A 17,095-nucleotide genomic window follows, 5' to 3' on the forward strand; every position below is an offset into this window, starting at 1 on the left:
ACGCCGCCAGTGGCCCGCTGGCTGCGGTTGCTCTGCCGCGGCGCGCGCACTCTTGCGCGGTGTGCTGGCATATGCTATATTGAGACGTGTGAGGGTAGTCTTGAGTGGTCTTTTGTGGTGTGGTGAGAGTGGGGAGGACCCACTCTTTCATCATGTGTGTTCCTTGCAGGGCCAGCGCCCTGCGCTTTGGGTGTTGGGAGGATGAAAGGCCATGGATCGTGGGCAGGCGGAGGCCCGGGCCAATCGCATAGCGGAGTTGGAGGCTGCCCGCCTCGGGCTCACAGTAGTCGATACTGAGTTCGTGCGTGACTCGGGGTACTGGTACCTGCGCGTGTACATCGAGAAGCCGGGGGGCGTGGCCATCGACGACTGCTCAGCTCTGTCGGAAGCGGTAGGAGCTGAGTTGGATCGGCAGGATTTCATCCCCCAGAGCTACATTCTGGAGGTGTCGTCCTCGGGAGAGAAGCCACTCAGGCGTGACGAGGAATACGATGAGTTCAAAGGCCGCTGGGCTCTCATCACGACATATGCCGAGATCAATGGGTGCAAGAGCTTTGAGGGGCGCCTGATGGGCACTTCGGACGGCTCCGTGCTGATTGAGGTCGATGGGACGACAGTTCGAATACCCCGCAGCAAGATCGCTGCCGCGAGGCTGGCGGCGCCGCTCAGGGAGGTTAACGGCGATGAGTCAGAATGACAGTGTCGAGATAATCAAGGCCCTCGATGAGATAGAACGGGAACGAGGGATATCCAAGGAAATACTTCTTGACGCGCTCGAGGCCGCTCTGGTCCTTGCCTTCAAGAAGCACTACGGCTCATCGCAGAATGTCAGGGTGAGTTTGGATCCGAGTGTCGGTCGCATAGTCGTTCTATCCCGCAAGAATGTGGTCGAAGAGGTGCAGGATCTCAAGACGGAGATCTCGCTTGCAGATGCGAGGGAGATCGACCCTAACTTCAATGCGGGAGACGTGGTCGAAACCGAGGTGACTCCCAGGGAGTTCGGGCGCATCGCGGCGCAAACTGCCAAGCAGGTAATCGTGCAGAGGATCCGCGAGGCGGAACGAGGAGTCATCTACGAGGAGTTCTCGAATCGCGAGGGCGATGTGGTAACCGGCATGGTCAGCCGTGTCGAGCTGCGCAATGTCATCGTCGATCTTGGCAAAACAGAAGCCACTATCCCATCTCAGGAGCAGATCCAAACGGAAAACTACGAGCTCGGCATGAAGATCAAGTGCTATGTTGTGGAGGTCCGCAAGAGCAACAAGGGTCCGATGGTGCTGGTGTCACGGACACATCCTCTTCTCCTTAAGCGCCTCCTAGAGCTCGAAGTGCCTGAGATCGCCGATGGAGTTGTTGAGATCAAAGGAATCGCCCGTGAGGCCGGGGCCCGTTCAAAGGTTGCCGTCGTCGCTCACGACCCGAATGTGGATCCGGTCGGGGCGTGCGTGGGGCCGCGCGGCGCGCGCATACAGGCGGTTGTGACAGAGCTTGCAGGCGAGAAGATAGATGTCATACCATGGAGTGAGGACTACTCGAAGTTCATCGGGAACGCCCTCAGTCCGGCCAAGGTTGTTGAGGTGCGTCCGGATTTCATATCCAAGATCGCGATGGTCATTGTTCCTGATTATCAGCTTTCGCTCGCCATAGGCCGAGAGGGTCAGAACGCCAGGCTGGCAGCGAAGCTAACCGGCTGGAAGATTGACATCAAGAGCGAGTCCCAGGTTGGACTCGGCGGCATCCCCAAGTTCGAAGTAGACTTCTAGGGGGTGTGGCAGTGTGCCTAAGGTCAGGAAGTTGCCTCAGCGAACATGCGTCGGCTGCGGGCGAGTGGCCGACAAACGCGACCTGGTTCGCGTCGTGAGAACGCCAGAGGGTCAGGTGGTCATCGACCCGACAGGCAAGAAGTCTGGGCGCGGCGCTTATGTGTGCAGAGAAGGGGAATGCGTGGCCAAGGCTGTGCGCGGCGGGAGGCTTTCCCGGGCCTTGGGGACAGATATACCTGAAGAGGTAATCGAGACGCTCCGAGACCAGCTGCAAGCGGCTCGGCTTCCTTCGCAATAAGCGTCACTTACCACGCTCGTGCGTGGGTTGGAACAAACATCCGCGTGGCTGCGGCTGTCGCGGTGGGAGCCACTCGGGATACCTGCTCAGCCCAGGGGCTAACGAACGCTGCGACTTAACTCGGCCTATTGCGGGCCACGGGGGTGATGCTCAATGGCAAAAGTGAGAGTATTCGAATTGGCCAAGGACCTCAATATGCCGAGCAAGGATCTGGTTACACTATTAAATGAGTTGGGTGTGAAGGCGAAGAATCATATGAGCGCAATTGATGAAAACGCAGCAAGATATGTGATGCGGAAGTACGGACCTGATGCAGTCAAGGGAGAAGCCAAGGCGTCAGCTCCTGCAGGGGCACCGGTTGTCGCACCGACGCCTATCCAGCCGGGTCAGCTGGCGCCGGTCGTCTCAGAATGCACGCCAGCAGCAGGTTCGGCGCCTGCGCAAACGCCAACGCCCACTCCCATAGACATGCAGCTGCAATCGCAGGGGCAGCGGGCGCCGTACTCCGAAGCAGCTCCGGTCGCAACAGGGACAGGCGCGGGAACTGGGCATCCTGTTCAGCCTGGGATTCAACAGCCATTCAATCCGCAGCATAGGATCGGACCTTCTCAGCAGAGGCCCGCACCATATCCTCAGCAGACCCAGGGTCCGCGGTCGGGCGATTTTGGGCCGAGGCCTGATGGCAGGCAGTTCCCGCAATCTCAGGGGAGGCCGATGCAGGGCCCTAGGTCAGGCAGGCCGTTGCCGGGAGCGCCCGCTGGCGGGCAGGCCGGTCAGGTAAGCCAGGTCCAGCGCCCGCTGGATCCGTCTTATCCCTTCATACCCGCTCGTCAAGGCCCGAGGCCGTTCCCTCAGGGTGGAGCGCCGAGGCCGCCCAGGCCAGTTGGCCAACCAGTCCAACCTGGCCAGGCATGGCAGCAGGGTCCTTCATATTCATCAGGGCAGGCGCGGCCGATGGGCCCTTCGGGTGGACCCCGTCCCATGGGCGGGCCCGGCGCCGGAATGGCCCGGCCGTATGGCCCACGCCCTACTGGATCAGCTGGCGCTGGCGCTAGGCGCGGTCCCGGCCTCTCAGTGCCTCCTCCACCTCAGACGGCGACTCCGGCGCCTCCGAGCCGCGGGGCCAAGGGAAAGTCGCAGTGGACTGGGCGAGGAAGGCGCGGGGAACTAGGTGAAGAGGGATCGGATCGTCCTAGCGCTCGCGCGGATAAGCGAGGGCGTAAGAAGGCGCCCACGTCTGCGCCTCTCGATGATGCACGACTCATCGGACGCCGTATCGTGTCCGGTGAGATGGATATCGATAGCGAAGACGAGGTAGGCATCAAGCGCTCCGTCCGCAGACGCGAAAAGGCGGCCAAGGTCAAACGAGTGGAGATAGGGTCCGCCATAGCGGTGCGTGATCTCGCCGCGAAGCTGGAGATTCCCGCCTCGGAGGTGGTTTCGAGGCTGATTCGGCTTGGCGTGATGGTCAACATCAATCAGGAGATTGAAGGGGAAGTTGCGCAGATACTCGCAACTGATCTGGGTTTTGAAGCAGAGCTCACGTCAGAGCGGGAGGAACGCGAAGTCGCAATTGCTCAGGTGGAGGATTCCGAGGAGAGCCTCAAGCCGAGGCCTCCGGTGGTCACCATCATGGGTCACGTTGACCATGGCAAGACTTCTCTCCTAGATGCAATCAGAGAGACCAACGTGACTGCTACAGAGGCTGGAGGCATTACGCAGCACATAGGCGCCTACCAGGTTGAACTGCGCGGAAGGAAGATCACCTTCCTCGATACTCCAGGACACGAGGCGTTCACGGCTATGCGCGCCCGCGGGGCGCAGGTCACTGATGTGGCGGTACTAGTCGTGGCAGCCGACGATGGAGTAATGCCCCAGACAATCGAGGCGGTGAACCACGCGCGGGACGCGAAGGTGCCCATCGTGGTCGCGATAAACAAGATCGACAGGCCAGGCGCTCAGCCTGAGCGAGTTCAGAGGCAGCTTGCAGAGATCGGCCTTGTCTCTGAGGAGTGGGGCGGCGATACTGTCATGGCGCCAGTATCGGCGCTTCGAAGGCAGGGAATCGAAGACCTCCTTGAGATGATCCTTCTCGTGGCCGATATGCGAGATATCAAAGCCAACCCCGACAGACCCGCGTGGGGCACTGTTGTGGAGGCCAGAATTGACCGAGGACGTGGCCCAGTCGCAACGGTGCTGATCCAGAAGGGCACACTGAAGGTGGGCGACAACTGTCTGGTGGGTGAGACGTTCGGCAGGGTGAGAGCGATGGCCGACTACATTGGGCAATCAGTGGAGGTGGCCACCCCATCGATGCCCGTGGAGGTGCTTGGCCTCAGCGAGGTCCCGGAGGCCGGAGACGTGTTCCAGGTCGTCACCGATGAGCGCGAGGCCAAACAGGTCGCAGAGAGACGCGCGGACCGCCGACGCCAATCGGTGATGAAGGATACGAAGAAGGTCTCTCTCGAAGATCTGTTCAGCCAGATCAAGGAGGGAGAGGTCAAGGAGCTCAGGGTAGTCATCAAGGCCGACGTTCAGGGCTCTGTAGAGGCAGTGCGGCAGGCGCTTGAGAAGCTGTCTACCTCCGAGGTCAGGGTCAATGTGATCCACGGCGGAGTGGGAGCGGTGAGCGAGTGGGATGTGATGCTCGCATCTGCATCCAACGCTATCGTGATCGGTTTCAACGTGAGGCCGGACGGTGCAGCGGCGAACTCTGCCGAGATTGAACAGGTTGACGTGAGGCTGTATCGGGTAATCTACGATGCTATCGACGATGTTAAGAAGGCAATGGAAGGGCTTCTAGAGCCTGAGTTCCGCGAGGTTGTGTACGGCCACGCCGAAGTGAGAGAGACGTTCAAGGTGCCCAAGGTGGGAGTGGTGGCAGGCTGCTACATCACTGATGGCAAGGTCACCAGGTCTGCCAGAGTGCGGCTCATTCGTGACGGAGTCGTTGCGTTTGAAGGAAAGATAGCCTCGCTCAAGAGGTTTAAGGATGATGCGCGCGAAGTGGCCGCAGGGTTCGAGTGCGGAATCGGCATAGAGAACTGGAACGATATTCGCGAAAAGGACATCATCGAAGCGTTTGGCAAAGAAGAGGTAAAGCGCGAGCTGTAGCCTGCGAATCCAGTTGAATAGGGACAGTCCGTGCTGAGCGCCAGCGGGTGGAAGGAGGCGGCGCGCGGTGCCAACACATCGCTCCGACCGCATTCGGGCGGCATTCCGTGAAGAGATCTCACAGATGCTCCGCCGCGATCTTAAGGACCCAAGGCTTGGGTTTGTGACCGTAACCGATGTCGAGGTCAGCGGAGATCTGCAGCACGCAAAGGTCTATGTGAGCATTCTCGGCGATGAGAACTCCAGGACCCAGACGATGCATGCTCTGGAGAGCGCGAAAGGATACATCAGATCGGAGATCGGGCATCGTGTTCCGTTGCGGCTTACGCCGGAGATATCGTTCGCCTACGATGATTCCATTGAGCGTGGCGCCCACCTGCTGAAACTCATTCACGACGTGCAGGCGGGCCCCGCTGGGCCTGGGGATGAGATTGAGCATGGCGAGGAGGACCGCAGTTGAACATCCCTGATGATGTTCTCCGCGCCATTGCGGAGGCTAGTTCCATTCTCATCACTACCCACGTGATTCCAGATGGCGATGCGATTGGCTCCATGCTGGGGATGAAGATGGCTCTGGAACAGATCGGGCTTTCGCCGGTCGCCGCCATTTCGGACCCGGTGCCTGCTTCTCTTAGGTTCCTTCCCGGAGCGGGATCGGTTCTGGGCCCGGAGGACCTGCTTTCCAGCTACGGCGTTGCACTGGTGCTCGATTGCGGCGATATCGAGCGAGTGGGCCGGGTCGCAAACGCCGTCCGGGGCAGTGCAGCTGTGGTGAACGTTGATCACCACGCCACCAACGACGAGTTCGGCACTTACAACTGGGTGGACACGCAGGCGGCGGCAACGGCTGAGCTGGCAGCGCAGATAATCCGTGCGCTTGGGGTGGAGTACACTCCGGAGATAGCTGCCTGTCTGTATGCGGGGATCTCTACTGACACGGGGTCGTTTCGCTACTCCAACACTCGCGCTGCCACACTGCGGACAGCGGCGGAGCTTATCGAGGCAGGCGCACGGCCGTGGGAGATCGCGCAGAACATATACGACAGCAAACCATACGGCTCCCTTGCAGCTCTGGCTGAGGTGATCCTCGGCATCGAGTTCAGTTGCGACGGATTGCTCGCCTCCATGAACATCACTGCCGAGATAATGGCTAAGCACGGGGTCTCTGAGGGAGATACTGAGGGATACATCGGCTACGCAAGGTCAGTTGCAGGGGTTGAGGCAGCAGTGGCCTTCCGCGAGGCGCCGGATGGGCTCATAAGGATAGGCTTTCGATCCAAGGAGAAGGTGGATGTGGCTCGCGTCGCCTCCGACTTCGGCGGAGGCGGGCACGTGCGGGCATCAGGATGCACTATGCCTGGGCCTCTTCCAGAGGCCAGGTCCAAGGTGATGTTGAGGCTCCGCACAGCGCTCCGGGAGGCTGGCTACACTTGGACGGAATAGTCGCAGTACATAAGGCGCCCGGGATGACGTCTCACGACGTTGTGGCCATGGCAAGGCGCATCACCAAAGAGCGGTCGTGTGGACACACGGGCACACTGGATCCCGGAGCCACTGGGGTCCTTGTTCTCTGTTTCGGGAAATCCACTCGCCTGTCCCAATTCCTAATGGACCTTCCCAAGGAGTACGTGGCAGAGATGGTCTACGGAGTTTCCACAGATACCGGCGATTCGGAAGGGCGGATCACCTCCGCAGACTCCGACTTCGCCATTCCTCTGTCGGCTGTGTGCGCTGCAATCGAAGGGTTCCAAGGGGAGATCGAGCAGATTCCTCCGATGGTGTCCGCCGTTCACCACGAGGGTCGCAGGCTATATGAACTTGCGCGGGAAGGGATAGAGGTTGCGCGGACCCCGCGGCGAGTGATCATACACCAGATCAGCCCCGTCGATGTAGGCGCCTGGCCGGATCCTGTTGTTCCGGGTTCGCGAGGCCAGATCCGCGTCAGGTGCTCCAAAGGCACCTACATTCGCACTCTGTGCCAGGACATATGCAAGAGCCTTGGAGTATCAGGCCACATGGGATCGCTGGTCCGAACGGAGTCGGCGGGCTTCACATTGGCTGAGTCAGTCACCCTCGGACAGCTTGAGGAGGCGGCCCGTGAAGGCGTGCTCGATATGATGGTGCATGAACCTGCCAGGGGCATCCGGCACATGCTCACCTTCGAGCTTACGCAGGTGGAATCAGCAAGGGTGGCCTGTGGTGCTCCCGTCCTGCGCCCAGCTTCCAGCGCAGCCGATGGAGAGAGGGTGGGGCTGATCTGCCCAGATGGATCCCTCGCAGCTATCGGACTGGCGACTCGTGCGGAACAGGGAATCATCATCCGGCCGGTTATCGTCTTTAATGCCTGAGGTGTTTTTGAATGCAGTCTTTGTTGATCGATGGCGATGCGCATCTGAAAGACAGCGCCCATGTGTACGTGCTTGGAGTGTTCGACGGGGTTCACCTAGGGCATCAGGCTCTAATACGCGAGGCGACGAGCCGAGCTCAAGCGCGCAAGGTTGGCGCATACACCTTCGATGTGCATCCACTCGCAGTAATAGACCCCCCTCATGCACCTTCCATGATTGCCACACTCCCTGAGAAGCTCGTCCTTCTTGCCGAGGCAGGGGTGGATCTATGCGTTGTGCAGCGATTCAGTCATGAATACGCGGCTCTTACGCCTGAGGAGTTCGTGGAACGAGTCATTATCGATACCCTGGGCGCCCGCGAGATAGTCATTGGGTTCAACTACAGTTTCGGTCGACGTGGAGAGGGCTCCCCAGCCATACTGCAGAGCCTCTGCAGCGCGAGGGGAGTTGCGGTAACCTGTGTTTCGCCTGTAATGCAGGATGGGCTGCCGGTGGCAAGCACGGAGATCAGATCCGCGATCGCTTCCGGGGATGTGGAGAGGGCAGCGCGCCTTCTCGGCAGGCCGCACCGTGTTCAAGGCCCTGTCGTGAGGGGCAGGGGCGTTGGAAGGACCATAGGAATGCCTACGGCGAACGTAGCCGTGGCGCCGGAGATCTCGATTCCAGCTGATGGAGTGTACGCTGTTATTGCAACGTGGCGCCGGACGCCTGGCGGCGCCAGGGAACGGGCAGCAGGCGTGTGCGACATCGGCTGGCGTCCTACGTTCCCCGGCGTCACACCCGCGCGCGTGGTGGAGGCGCACCTGCTGAGAGTGGACGAGGATCTGTATGGGCTTGACTTGAGGCTCGAGTTCATTGCAAGGCTGCGGGATGAGATCCGTTTTCGGGACCCGGCCGCGCTCCGAGCCCAGGTGGCTGCCGACATCGAACGGGCGATGCAGGTTCTCAGCGTTTACACCAGTTCTCAACTATGCTAAAATGGATATCGCTGGCTCGCAGGGCGGGCCGATTCAACCCTACACTAGGACTGCCGAGGCTCCAACGGCTCTCTTGGTGAGGGCGTTTACGCTATAGGAGGTGCCATCAGTCTTGAGCCTAATGCCAGAGCAGAAAAAGGCAGTGATCGAGAAGTACCGAGTGCATGAGTCCGATACCGGGTCTCCAGAAGTCCAGATAGCAATCCTCACAGAACGGATAAACTATCTCACAGAGCATCTGAAATCCCACAAGAAAGACCATCACTCCAGGCGTGGCTTGCTGAAGATGGTAGGCTCGCGCCGAGCGCTTCTCGACTATCTTAAGGCCAAGGATGTGGAGAGATACCGGGGCATCGTTGAGAAGCTCGGGCTCCGCAAGTAGGATAGTGGCGTCGAGAGCGGGTGTTGTAGTATCCCGCTCTCTTCTTCGTGGACTCGTGGACGCGATTCCCTGCATATCGAGGAGGTAGGTGACTGAATGCATCAGGTTTTCGAGGCAGTCGTGGGCGGAAGGAAACTAGTCGTCGAAACTGGCAAGCTGGCCCAGCAGGCCAGCGGTTCGGTGTTTTGCCGGTACGGCGACACAGTAGTCCTGGTGACTGCGACGGCCTCTAAGGATCCGAGAGAGGGCATCGATTTCTTTCCCCTCCTTGTGGACTATGAGGAGAGGCTATACGCCGTGGGGAAGATCCCAGGTGGGTTCATCAAGCGGGAGGGCAGGCCAAGTGAGGCAGCCGTACTCTCCGGTCGCATGATCGACAGGCCGATCAGGCCCCTGTTCCCCGAGGGCTTCCGCAACGATGTTCAGGTCGTGGCTACTGTTATGTCGGTTGAGCCGGGCGTTGAGCCTTCCATTCTGGCGATGAATGGCGCGTCAATCGCGCTGTCCATCTCCGCGATTCCGTTCGAGGGCCCCATCGCTGGGGTGAAGGTGGGGCTGGTGGATGGCAAATTCGTGATCAACCCAGATGCGGAGCAGGCCGAGAAGTCCTCGATGTCCGTCGTAGTCGCGGGCACTAGGGATGCCGTGCTTATGGTGGAGGCAGGCGCAAGTGAGGCGCCGGAGGCCACCGCTCTGGAAGCGATCATGTTTGCACATGAGGAGATCAAACGGATAATCGCATTCCAAGATGAGATCATTGCGGCAGTCGGAGTTCCTAAGACGCCGTTCACCTCGTTCGATCCTGATCCGGAACTTGTGGCCAAGGTCCGCGCATATGCAGAGAGTGCGCTCGATGATGCCGTGAGGAACTCGGACAAGCTTTCGCGCGAGGAGAGCACAGAGGCCGTGAAGGCCGATGCCATGGCCCATTTCGCCGAGGAGATGGGCGAGGATGCGCCGATGAAGGACATCGCGGCGGTGCTTGATAAGGTCCTCAAGCAGATAGTGCGCAAGATGATCGCGGTGGAAGGGATCCGCCCAGATGGAAGGGCGCTCAACGAGATTCGCCCGCTTTCCTGCGAGGTGGGCCTCCTGCCTCGGGTTCATGGCTCCGCCATGTTCCGAAGAGGGCAAACTCAGGTCATCACTGCCTGTACGCTCGGCGCCGTTGGGGATGAGCAGATCCTAGACGGGCTCGGCCTCGAGGAGTCCAAGCGCTACATGCACCACTACAACTTCCCTCCCTACAGCGTAGGCGAGGTCAAGCCGATGCGCGGACCCGGCAGGCGTGAAATCGGGCACGGCGCCCTGGCTGAGCGCGCGCTTCTGCCTGTGATCCCTCCGGTGGAGGAGTTCCCGTATACGATTAGGCTGGTATCTGAGGTGGTCGAATCCAACGGTTCGTCAAGCCAGGCATCGGTGTGCGGCAGCACACTCTCTCTTATGGATGCTGGAGTGCCTATCAAGAAGCCGGTGGCGGGCGTAGCGATGGGTCTTGTGAAGTATGAGGATAGGTTCACTGTTCTTACCGACATACAAGGCCTGGAGGACGCGCTGGGCGACATGGACTTCAAGGTGGCCGGGACCCGGGATGGGATAACAGCCATCCAGATGGACATGAAGGCAAGAGGGATCTCCCGGGAGATACTCGAGAAGGCCCTCGAGCAGGCGCGCCAGGGCAGGCTGTTCATCCTCGACAAGATGCTCTCTGTCATCCCTGAGCCTAGGACGGAGCTTTCGCCGTATGCCCCCAGAATGCTCACGATCACGATCGATCCCGACAAGATCCGCGATGTGATCGGGCCCGGCGGCAAGATGATCAGGAAGATCATCGAGCTCACTGGCGCGAAGATCGACATCGAAGACGATGGCAGAGTGTTCATCGCCTCCATAGACATGGATAAGGCCAAGGCTGCGGTGGATATGATCACGAACCTGGTGCATGACCCGGCGCCGGGAGAGGTGTACGCGGGCAAGGTCACTCGCCTGATGCCTTTCGGCGCCTTCGTGGAGATCCTTCCGGGCAAGGAGGGACTGGTGCACATCTCGCAGCTGGCTCATGAGCGAGTGGCCGCGGTCGAGGATGTCGTTAGCGTGGGAGACGAGATCTCAGTGCGCGTGTCCGAGATCGACAAGCAAGGCAGAATCAACCTCTCGCGAAAGGATCTGCTTCCGAAGCCCGAGGGTCTGGCGTCTGATCCTGGGCCACGTGGACCAGTGGGTGGTCAGGGCGCTGGCACTGGTTTTAGACCACGGCCATTCGGAGGCGGTTCTCGTCCGCCTCAGGGCAGCAACGGCCCTGGCAGGGATGGCGAACACCGCCGCTAGAGGCCATAATCTGCAACTCAACATGGAACAGCACAGTAGATAGCCGGATCACGTCCGGCTGTTTTCTATTTAAGAAGGGACTTTCGAGGTTGGGGCGAATATTCGGTATTGTATTACCAAGCGAAGGTGGTGGGCCCATTGGGCCAAGTCGAATCGGAGATCAAGGTGCTGGTGGTGAACCCAGGTTCTACATCTACCAGGGTGGCCATATATCACGGGCGCGACCAGGTGTACACAGACAATATCCAACACCCCGCACGCGAGCTCGCGGCATTCCCCTGCATATCCGATCAGCTCGAATACAGGAAGTCGGCGGTTGCCGAAAGCCTTGCCTCATCTGGATACACCGCGTCCGATTTCGACGCAGTGGTGTCGCGAGGAGGTGCTGTACGCCCCGTTTCCGGGGGGGTATACAAAATCGATGAGGCAGTGATTGATGATGTCACTCACAGGCCGAGCACGGAGCATGCGGCGAACCTCGGTGCGGTGATCGCAGCGGATATCGCACGTACTGCCGGAATCAGCGCCTTCCTGGTGGATCCCATATCTGTGGACGAATTCGAACCCCTGGCCAGGCTTTCGGGCCTCCCCGAGCTGCCCCGGGTTTCGCTCTTGCATGCGCTCTCGATTCGCGCTACTGCTAAGAAGGCGGCGGAGCGCCTGGACCGTAAGGTGGCGGATATCAATGTGATCGTCGCACACATGGGCGGTGGGATCACGGTATGTCCAGTGAAACGCGGGCGCATGATCGACGCCAATGGGGCAAACGACGAGGGGCCGCTCTCTCCGGAACGATCTGGGTCAATCGCGGCGAAGGACCTTGCGGAGATATGTTTCTCGGGCAAGTACACTGAACGGGAACTCATATTCAGGCTGACCCATGCCTCAGGGCTTGTGGCTCACTTGGGAACTAGCGATGCCAGGACGATTGAGGAGATGATCGAGAGCGGCGATGCCCACGCATCGCTGGTGGTGCAGGCAATGTGCTGCCAGATCGCCAAGGAGATCGGGGCGATGGCGACGGTGCTCTCGGGTGATGTGGACGCCATAGCGCTCACCGGCGGGCTTGCTGCCTGGGATCGGGTGGTGTCGGACCTCACTGCAAGGTGCAGATTCATATCTCAGATCCTCGTGTTCCCCGGAGAGAACGAGATGGAGGCTCTCGCCCTCGGCGCGCTTGGGGCGCTGCTTGGCACTGAGGAGGTCAAGTCGTATGCCGCAGAGGCGGGGAAATGCCAGGGAGAACCAGGGAGGAGGAACGGGCTGTGCTGAACGATTTCGAGCAGGTCCTAAGCGAAGCGAAGAAACATCCATCCGTGCGGGTTAGTGTCGCCATGGCTCAGGATCCAGAGGTGCTTGAGGCGGTCCGAATGGCAAGGGAGATCGGGATGGGCGAGTTCGTGCTCGTGGGCGATGCGCAGAGTATTCGAGCGTCCGCGTCATCAGTCGGCCTGGATCTGTCGGGGATTCAAGTGCTGCACGAGGCGGATGGTCCTGCGACGGCGCTTCGCGCGGTGTCAGAGGTCAGCTCCGGACGTGCGGGCATCCTCATGAAAGGCCTGATCCCTACTGCCGATTTCCTCAGAGCAGTCCTCGATAAGGAAGTAGGACTGAGGTCTGGTCGCCTCCTCAGCCATGTGGCCGTGTTCAAGTCCCCGAAGTACGACCGCTTTTTCTACCTCACTGACGGCGCCATGATGGTGGCGCCAACCCTCGTGGAGAAAACCCAGATCATCCAGAACGTCGTTGGCCTTGCCCATAAGCTCGGGAATGAGCAGCCCAAAGTGGCATGTTTAGCAGCTGTCGAGGTCGTGAACCCTGATATGCCCGAAACGGTGGAGGCAGCGGCGCTCGCAAAGATGAGCGACAGACGCCAGATCAAGGGATGCCTCATCGACGGACCACTGGGCCTCGACAATGCGGTCTCGATGGAATCCGCGACGCACAAGGGTGTCACAGGCCCCGTAGCTGGGCAGGCCGATGTGTTGCTGGCGCCTGATATTGCTGCAGGGAACGCCATCTACAAGACCATAGTGTATTTCGGAGACGTGGACACCGCAGCTGTTGTCGTAGGCGCTCGGGCTCCCATAGTGCTCACTTCGAGGTCTGATTCACCTAGGGCCAAGCTCCTCTCCATTGGGCTTGCGATCCTGGCGTCGTAATGTCGGGGGTAGAAAGCATGAATGGCCACAGGCTTTTGATAATAAACCCTGGTTCCACATCCACGAAAGTCGCCCTGTTCGAAGGCTCGACGCTGATCTCGGGCGAGGCTTTGCATCACGATGCAGCCACGCTAGCCGCATATGATCGCATACTCGACCAACTCCCTGCCAGGAAGGAGAGGGTGCTCCAGTTCCTGGCCTGGGGGCCCATGCCGGCGAATACGCTCTCCGCTGTTGTAGGACGAGGAGGGCTCCTGCCTCCGATGGAAGGCGGGGTGTATCTCGTTGATGACGCGCTCGTTTCCGCTTTGCGCGAACGCGGCGAGGGCCACGCATCGAGCCTGGGGGCGCTCATTGCCCGCGAAATCGCAAATCCCCTTGGCATCCCGGCCTTCACTGTTGATCCGGTAACCACAGACGAGTTCGAGAGTATTGCTCGCTACACGGGCCTTCCAGAGGTTCAGCACCGCAGCATATTCCATGCTTTGAACCAGAAGGCCGTGGCGCGGCGTGCGGCTCGCGACCTAGGAGTGGACTACACGGAGTGTAACCTGATCGTAGTCCACCTAGGCGGGGGAATCAGTGTAGGAGGCCACAGGCGAGGGCGAGTTGTGCATGTGGCAAATGCTCTCGAGGGGGAGGGTCCGTATTCGCCTGAGCGGTCAGGAGGCCTGCCGAACACGTCGCTAGTCAACATGTGTTACTCCGGCCAGTGCACCCTCGCAGAGGTAAGGAAGAAAATCGCAGGCCGTGGCGGGCTCGTGGCCCATCTGGGCACTAATTCCCTATTCGATGTGGAGAACAAGATAGCAGGCGGAGATGAATACGCCAGATTATGTTACGAAGGAATGGCTTACCAGGTGGCGAAGGAGATAGGGAGAGTGGCGTGCGCGCTCTCTGGAGATGTGGATGCGATAATCCTCACCGGAGGCGCTGCGAACTCAAGGATGTTGGTTGACTGGATCACAGACAGAGTGAAATTCATCTCCAAAGTCCTAGTGTACCCGGGCGAGGCCGAAATGGATGCTCTGGCCGACGCGGGCCTTAGGGTACTGGCAGGAGTTGAAGATGCCAAGAGAATATGCGAGGGAGGAGGCGGCGCGTAACTCATGCAAAAGGTGGTTTTCGACGAGGCCAAGTGTAAGGGATGCGAACTGTGCATGCAGTTTTGCCCAAAAGGCGCGATTCGGATGGCCGAACACATAAACGCGAAGGGATACCATCCGGCTGTGCTCGCAGATGAGGAAAAGTGCATTTCGTGCGCAATCTGCGCGAGAATGTGCCCAGACGCTGTGATCGAAGTATTCAAACCCTGAGGAGGGGAGTGCTTATGGCAGAACGCAAGCTGTTCAAGGGAAACGAAGCAGTGGCTGAGGCCGCTATCAGAGCAGGATGCCGCTACTTCTTTGGCTACCCGATTACCCCTCAGAACGAGATACCGGAGTATATGTCCCGGCGGCTTCCTGAGGTAGGCGGCGTGTTCGTGCAGGCAGAGAGCGAAATCGCTGCGATCAACATGGTGTACGGAGCAGCCGGCGCCGGAGCGCGTGTGATGACCTCTTCATCTAGCCCTGGCATCAGCTTGAAGCAGGAGGGAATATCCTACTTGGCAGGCGCGGGGCTTCCGTGCCTAATCGTGAACATGGTCAGGGGAGGACCTGGGCTCGGAGGCATACAGCCAGCCCAGTCAGACTACTTCCAGGCGGTGAAAGGCGGAGGGCACGGCGACTACCATCTCGTAGTGTACGTCCCTGCCTCAGTGCAGGAGATGGTGGATCTGACCATGGAGGCCTTTGACGTCGCTGAGATCTACCGTATGCCCGCGATGATACTCGGCGATGGGATCCTCGGGCAGATGATGGAGCCAGTTGAGTTCCATGAGCCTCGAAAGAGGGAGGTTCCTGCGAAGGACTGGGCCACTACTGGAGCTGCAGGGCGTGCGCCAAGGGTAATCAACTCCCTGTACCTGAATCCAGAGCAACTGTACAGGCACAACTTGGCACTGGCTGACAGGTTTGAGCAGGTCAAAGCGAATGAGGTCAGATGTGAGGCCGTAAATGTCGACGATGCCGACATCGTGTTGGCAGCATACGGAACCACTGCCAGAATATGCAGGTCGGTCATGGATCGAGCCAGGGCTTCCGGGCTTCGGGTCGGCCTCATGAGGCCCATCACGGTCTCGCCATTCCCATATGACGCCATCGGGAAGGCTGCACGCACTGCGAAAGCCTTCCTCACCGTGGAGATGAGCATGGGGCAGATGGTGGAGGATGTAAGGCTCGCAGTTCTTGGGAAAGCGCCAGTCCACTTCTACGGCACTACGGGCGGAGTGGTTCCTACTGCTGCTGCGATACTTGCGCGTGTCGAGGAGATCGCCGGTGCGGAGGTGTCACGTCCATGAAACAGGTGTACGCAGTCCCCAAGTCGCTTCAGCCTAGGCCCACTCACTACTGCCCGGGGTGCACCCACGGGATCATCCACAAACTCATTGCGGAGACCATCGATGAGCTTGGGGTCCGCGACAGGACTGTCGGCGTCGCCCCGGTGGGCTGCGCAGTTCTGGCCTACGACTACTTCGATTTCGATGTGCAGCAGGCGGCGCACGGGCGCGCGCCGGCAGTAGCCACCGGAATCAGGCGAGTCCTTCCTGAAGGAGTAGTCTTCACCTACCAGGGCGATGGCGACCTTGCCTCAATCGGAGCGGCGGAGATAGTCCATGCGGCGATGCGGGGCGAAAGGATAACTGTGGTCTTCGTAAATAACGCTATCTACGGAATGACCGGCGGCCAGATGGCGCCCACTACCCTTGTGGAGCAGAAGACGACCACATCTCCATTTGGCAGGCAGGAGGCCACGCAGGGCCAGCCCATCAGGATGTCGGAGATGCTAGCTACGATTCCGGGCGCCGCATACATCGCCCGAGTGGCGTTGTCGTCGCCAGCCGGGGTGCAGCGAGCCAAGAAAGCGATCAAGCGCGCCTTCGAGGTGCAACTCTCGGGCGCCGGCTTCTCCATGGTCGAGTGCCTCTCAACTTGTCCGACCAACTGGGGGATGACGCCTTTCGAGGCCATGAAGTGGCTGGATTCCAACATGGCGCCGTATTACCCTGTTGGCGAATTCCGGACGCCTGAGGGGGTGACGCAGAATGCTTGAGGAACTGATAATAGCCGGTTTCGGTGGACAGGGCGTAATGGTCATGGGGCAGCTTCTGTCCTATTCCGGGATGTTCGAGGGCAAGAATGTGTCGTGGATACCCTCGTACGGCCCGGAGATGCGAGGCGGCACGGCGAACTGTGCTGTTGTTGTCTCTTCCGAGCAGATTGGCTCTCCGATCGTAACCGAGCCCATGTCGGTGATCGTGATGAACCGGCCTTCGATGGACAAGTTCGAACCCACGCTCAGGTCCGGAGGCCTTCTGATCTACAATAGCTCGCTAATCGACAGGACGCCGGCGCGTAGTGATCTGCGCGTAGTCGCGGTTCCCGCCAATGAGATCGCGATTGAGCTTGGGGTGGACAAGGTCGCCAACATGTGCGCCCTCGGGGCGTACCTGGCCGCCACGAGAGTAGTGGCGATGGATTCGGTCGTCGAGTGCCTTAAGAAGGTGCTGCCAGAGCGCAGGCATAATCTGATACCTCTGAACGTCGATGCACTGCATCGTGGGGCGGCGCTCGTGAAGTAGCTTCAGTTCTGTGACACGGACGCACTGAAGCAGCAGCTGCT

General features: G+C 59.7%; 16 protein-coding genes and 1 pseudogene. All 17 read left to right on the forward strand.

Annotated features, from left to right (window positions below):
• The first annotated feature begins 211 nt into the window (after window positions 1-211).
• Window positions 212-697 carry a ribosome maturation factor RimP gene (rimP, locus tag VB144_00600; GenBank protein MEA4882156.1) on the forward strand — a complete coding sequence of 162 codons (486 nt, stop codon included), beginning with the start codon at window positions 212-214 and terminating at the stop codon, window positions 695-697.
• A pseudogene (gene nusA / locus VB144_00605) lies at window positions 684-1,721 on the forward strand (transcription termination factor NusA). The gene rimP and the pseudogene nusA overlap by 14 nt, the downstream one beginning before the upstream one ends.
• Window positions 1,722-1,776: 55 nt before the next feature.
• Window positions 1,777-2,061, forward strand: a complete 285-nt coding sequence (locus tag VB144_00610) for a YlxR family protein (protein MEA4882157.1) — start codon at window positions 1,777-1,779, stop codon at window positions 2,059-2,061.
• Between the two features lie 153 nt (window positions 2,062-2,214).
• A complete protein-coding gene (gene infB, locus VB144_00615) occupies window positions 2,215-5,175 on the forward strand; it encodes a translation initiation factor IF-2 (GenBank protein MEA4882158.1) in 2,961 nt (986 codons plus the stop codon).
• A 67-nt stretch (window positions 5,176-5,242) separates the two neighbouring features.
• Window positions 5,243-5,635, forward strand: a complete 393-nt coding sequence (gene rbfA / locus VB144_00620; protein ID MEA4882159.1) for a 30S ribosome-binding factor RbfA — start codon at window positions 5,243-5,245, stop codon at window positions 5,633-5,635.
• Window positions 5,632-6,618 (forward strand): bifunctional oligoribonuclease/PAP phosphatase NrnA, encoded by a 987-nt coding sequence (locus VB144_00625; protein MEA4882160.1) that lies wholly within the window; start codon window positions 5,632-5,634, stop codon window positions 6,616-6,618. The genes rbfA and VB144_00625 overlap by 4 nt, the downstream gene beginning before the upstream one ends.
• On the forward strand, window positions 6,606-7,523 hold the full coding sequence (gene truB, locus VB144_00630) for a tRNA pseudouridine(55) synthase TruB (GenBank protein MEA4882161.1): 918 nt from the start codon (window positions 6,606-6,608) through the stop codon (window positions 7,521-7,523). Before VB144_00625 ends, truB begins: the two co-directional genes overlap by 13 nt.
• An 11-nt stretch (window positions 7,524-7,534) precedes the next feature.
• Window positions 7,535-8,500, forward strand: a complete 966-nt coding sequence (gene ribF / locus VB144_00635) for a riboflavin biosynthesis protein RibF (protein MEA4882162.1) — start codon at window positions 7,535-7,537, stop codon at window positions 8,498-8,500.
• A gap of 121 nt (window positions 8,501-8,621) precedes the next feature.
• Window positions 8,622-8,882: a 30S ribosomal protein S15 gene (gene rpsO / locus VB144_00640; GenBank protein ID MEA4882163.1), complete on the forward strand. Its 261-nt coding sequence runs from the start codon at window positions 8,622-8,624 to the stop codon at window positions 8,880-8,882.
• Between the two features lie 96 nt (window positions 8,883-8,978).
• Window positions 8,979-11,210 (forward strand): polyribonucleotide nucleotidyltransferase, encoded by a 2,232-nt coding sequence (gene pnp / locus VB144_00645; GenBank protein ID MEA4882164.1) that lies wholly within the window; start codon window positions 8,979-8,981, stop codon window positions 11,208-11,210.
• A gap of 138 nt (window positions 11,211-11,348) precedes the next feature.
• Window positions 11,349-12,482, forward strand: coding sequence for a butyrate kinase (gene buk, locus VB144_00650; GenBank protein MEA4882165.1), 1,134 nt, complete (start codon window positions 11,349-11,351; stop codon window positions 12,480-12,482).
• A complete protein-coding gene (locus VB144_00655; GenBank protein ID MEA4882166.1) occupies window positions 12,476-13,372 on the forward strand; it encodes a phosphate butyryltransferase in 897 nt (298 codons plus the stop codon). The genes buk (VB144_00650) and VB144_00655 overlap by 7 nt, the downstream gene beginning before the upstream one ends.
• A 17-nt stretch (window positions 13,373-13,389) precedes the next feature.
• Entirely contained in the window at window positions 13,390-14,478 is a 1,089-nt protein-coding gene (gene buk, locus VB144_00660) for a butyrate kinase (GenBank protein MEA4882167.1), read from the forward strand.
• A gap of 3 nt (window positions 14,479-14,481) precedes the next feature.
• Window positions 14,482-14,688 (forward strand): 4Fe-4S binding protein, encoded by a 207-nt coding sequence (locus VB144_00665; protein MEA4882168.1) that lies wholly within the window; start codon window positions 14,482-14,484, stop codon window positions 14,686-14,688.
• A gap of 14 nt (window positions 14,689-14,702) precedes the next feature.
• Window positions 14,703-15,773 carry a 3-methyl-2-oxobutanoate dehydrogenase subunit VorB gene (locus VB144_00670; protein ID MEA4882169.1) on the forward strand — a complete coding sequence of 357 codons (1,071 nt, stop codon included), beginning with the start codon at window positions 14,703-14,705 and terminating at the stop codon, window positions 15,771-15,773.
• Window positions 15,770-16,525, forward strand: coding sequence for a thiamine pyrophosphate-dependent enzyme (locus VB144_00675; protein MEA4882170.1), 756 nt, complete (start codon window positions 15,770-15,772; stop codon window positions 16,523-16,525). Before VB144_00670 ends, VB144_00675 begins: the two co-directional genes overlap by 4 nt.
• Window positions 16,518-17,054: a 2-oxoacid:acceptor oxidoreductase family protein gene (locus VB144_00680; protein MEA4882171.1), complete on the forward strand. Its 537-nt coding sequence runs from the start codon at window positions 16,518-16,520 to the stop codon at window positions 17,052-17,054. The genes VB144_00675 and VB144_00680 overlap by 8 nt, the downstream gene beginning before the upstream one ends.
• The last annotated feature ends 41 nt before the right edge of the window (window positions 17,055-17,095 follow it).

This window comes from Clostridia bacterium (assembly GCA_034926675.1).
Taxonomy (GTDB): domain Bacteria; phylum Bacillota; class DTU025; order DTU025; family DTU025; genus JAYFQW01.

Coding starts and splice junctions, on each gene's coding strand:
- rimP (MEA4882156.1), top strand. CDS start 212: ATGGATCGTGGGCAGGCGGAGGCCCGGGCCAATCGCATAGCGGAGTTG.
- infB (MEA4882158.1), top strand. CDS start 2,215: ATGGCAAAAGTGAGAGTATTCGAATTGGCCAAGGACCTCAATATGCCG.
- ribF (MEA4882162.1), top strand. CDS start 7,535: ATGCAGTCTTTGTTGATCGATGGCGATGCGCATCTGAAAGACAGCGCC.
- rpsO (MEA4882163.1), top strand. CDS start 8,622: ATGCCAGAGCAGAAAAAGGCAGTGATCGAGAAGTACCGAGTGCATGAG.
- pnp (MEA4882164.1), top strand. CDS start 8,979: ATGCATCAGGTTTTCGAGGCAGTCGTGGGCGGAAGGAAACTAGTCGTC.
- buk (MEA4882167.1), top strand. CDS start 13,390: ATGAATGGCCACAGGCTTTTGATAATAAACCCTGGTTCCACATCCACG.
- VB144_00665 (MEA4882168.1), top strand. CDS start 14,482: ATGCAAAAGGTGGTTTTCGACGAGGCCAAGTGTAAGGGATGCGAACTG.
- VB144_00670 (MEA4882169.1), top strand. CDS start 14,703: ATGGCAGAACGCAAGCTGTTCAAGGGAAACGAAGCAGTGGCTGAGGCC.
- VB144_00675 (MEA4882170.1), top strand. CDS start 15,770: ATGAAACAGGTGTACGCAGTCCCCAAGTCGCTTCAGCCTAGGCCCACT.
- VB144_00680 (MEA4882171.1), top strand. CDS start 16,518: ATGCTTGAGGAACTGATAATAGCCGGTTTCGGTGGACAGGGCGTAATG.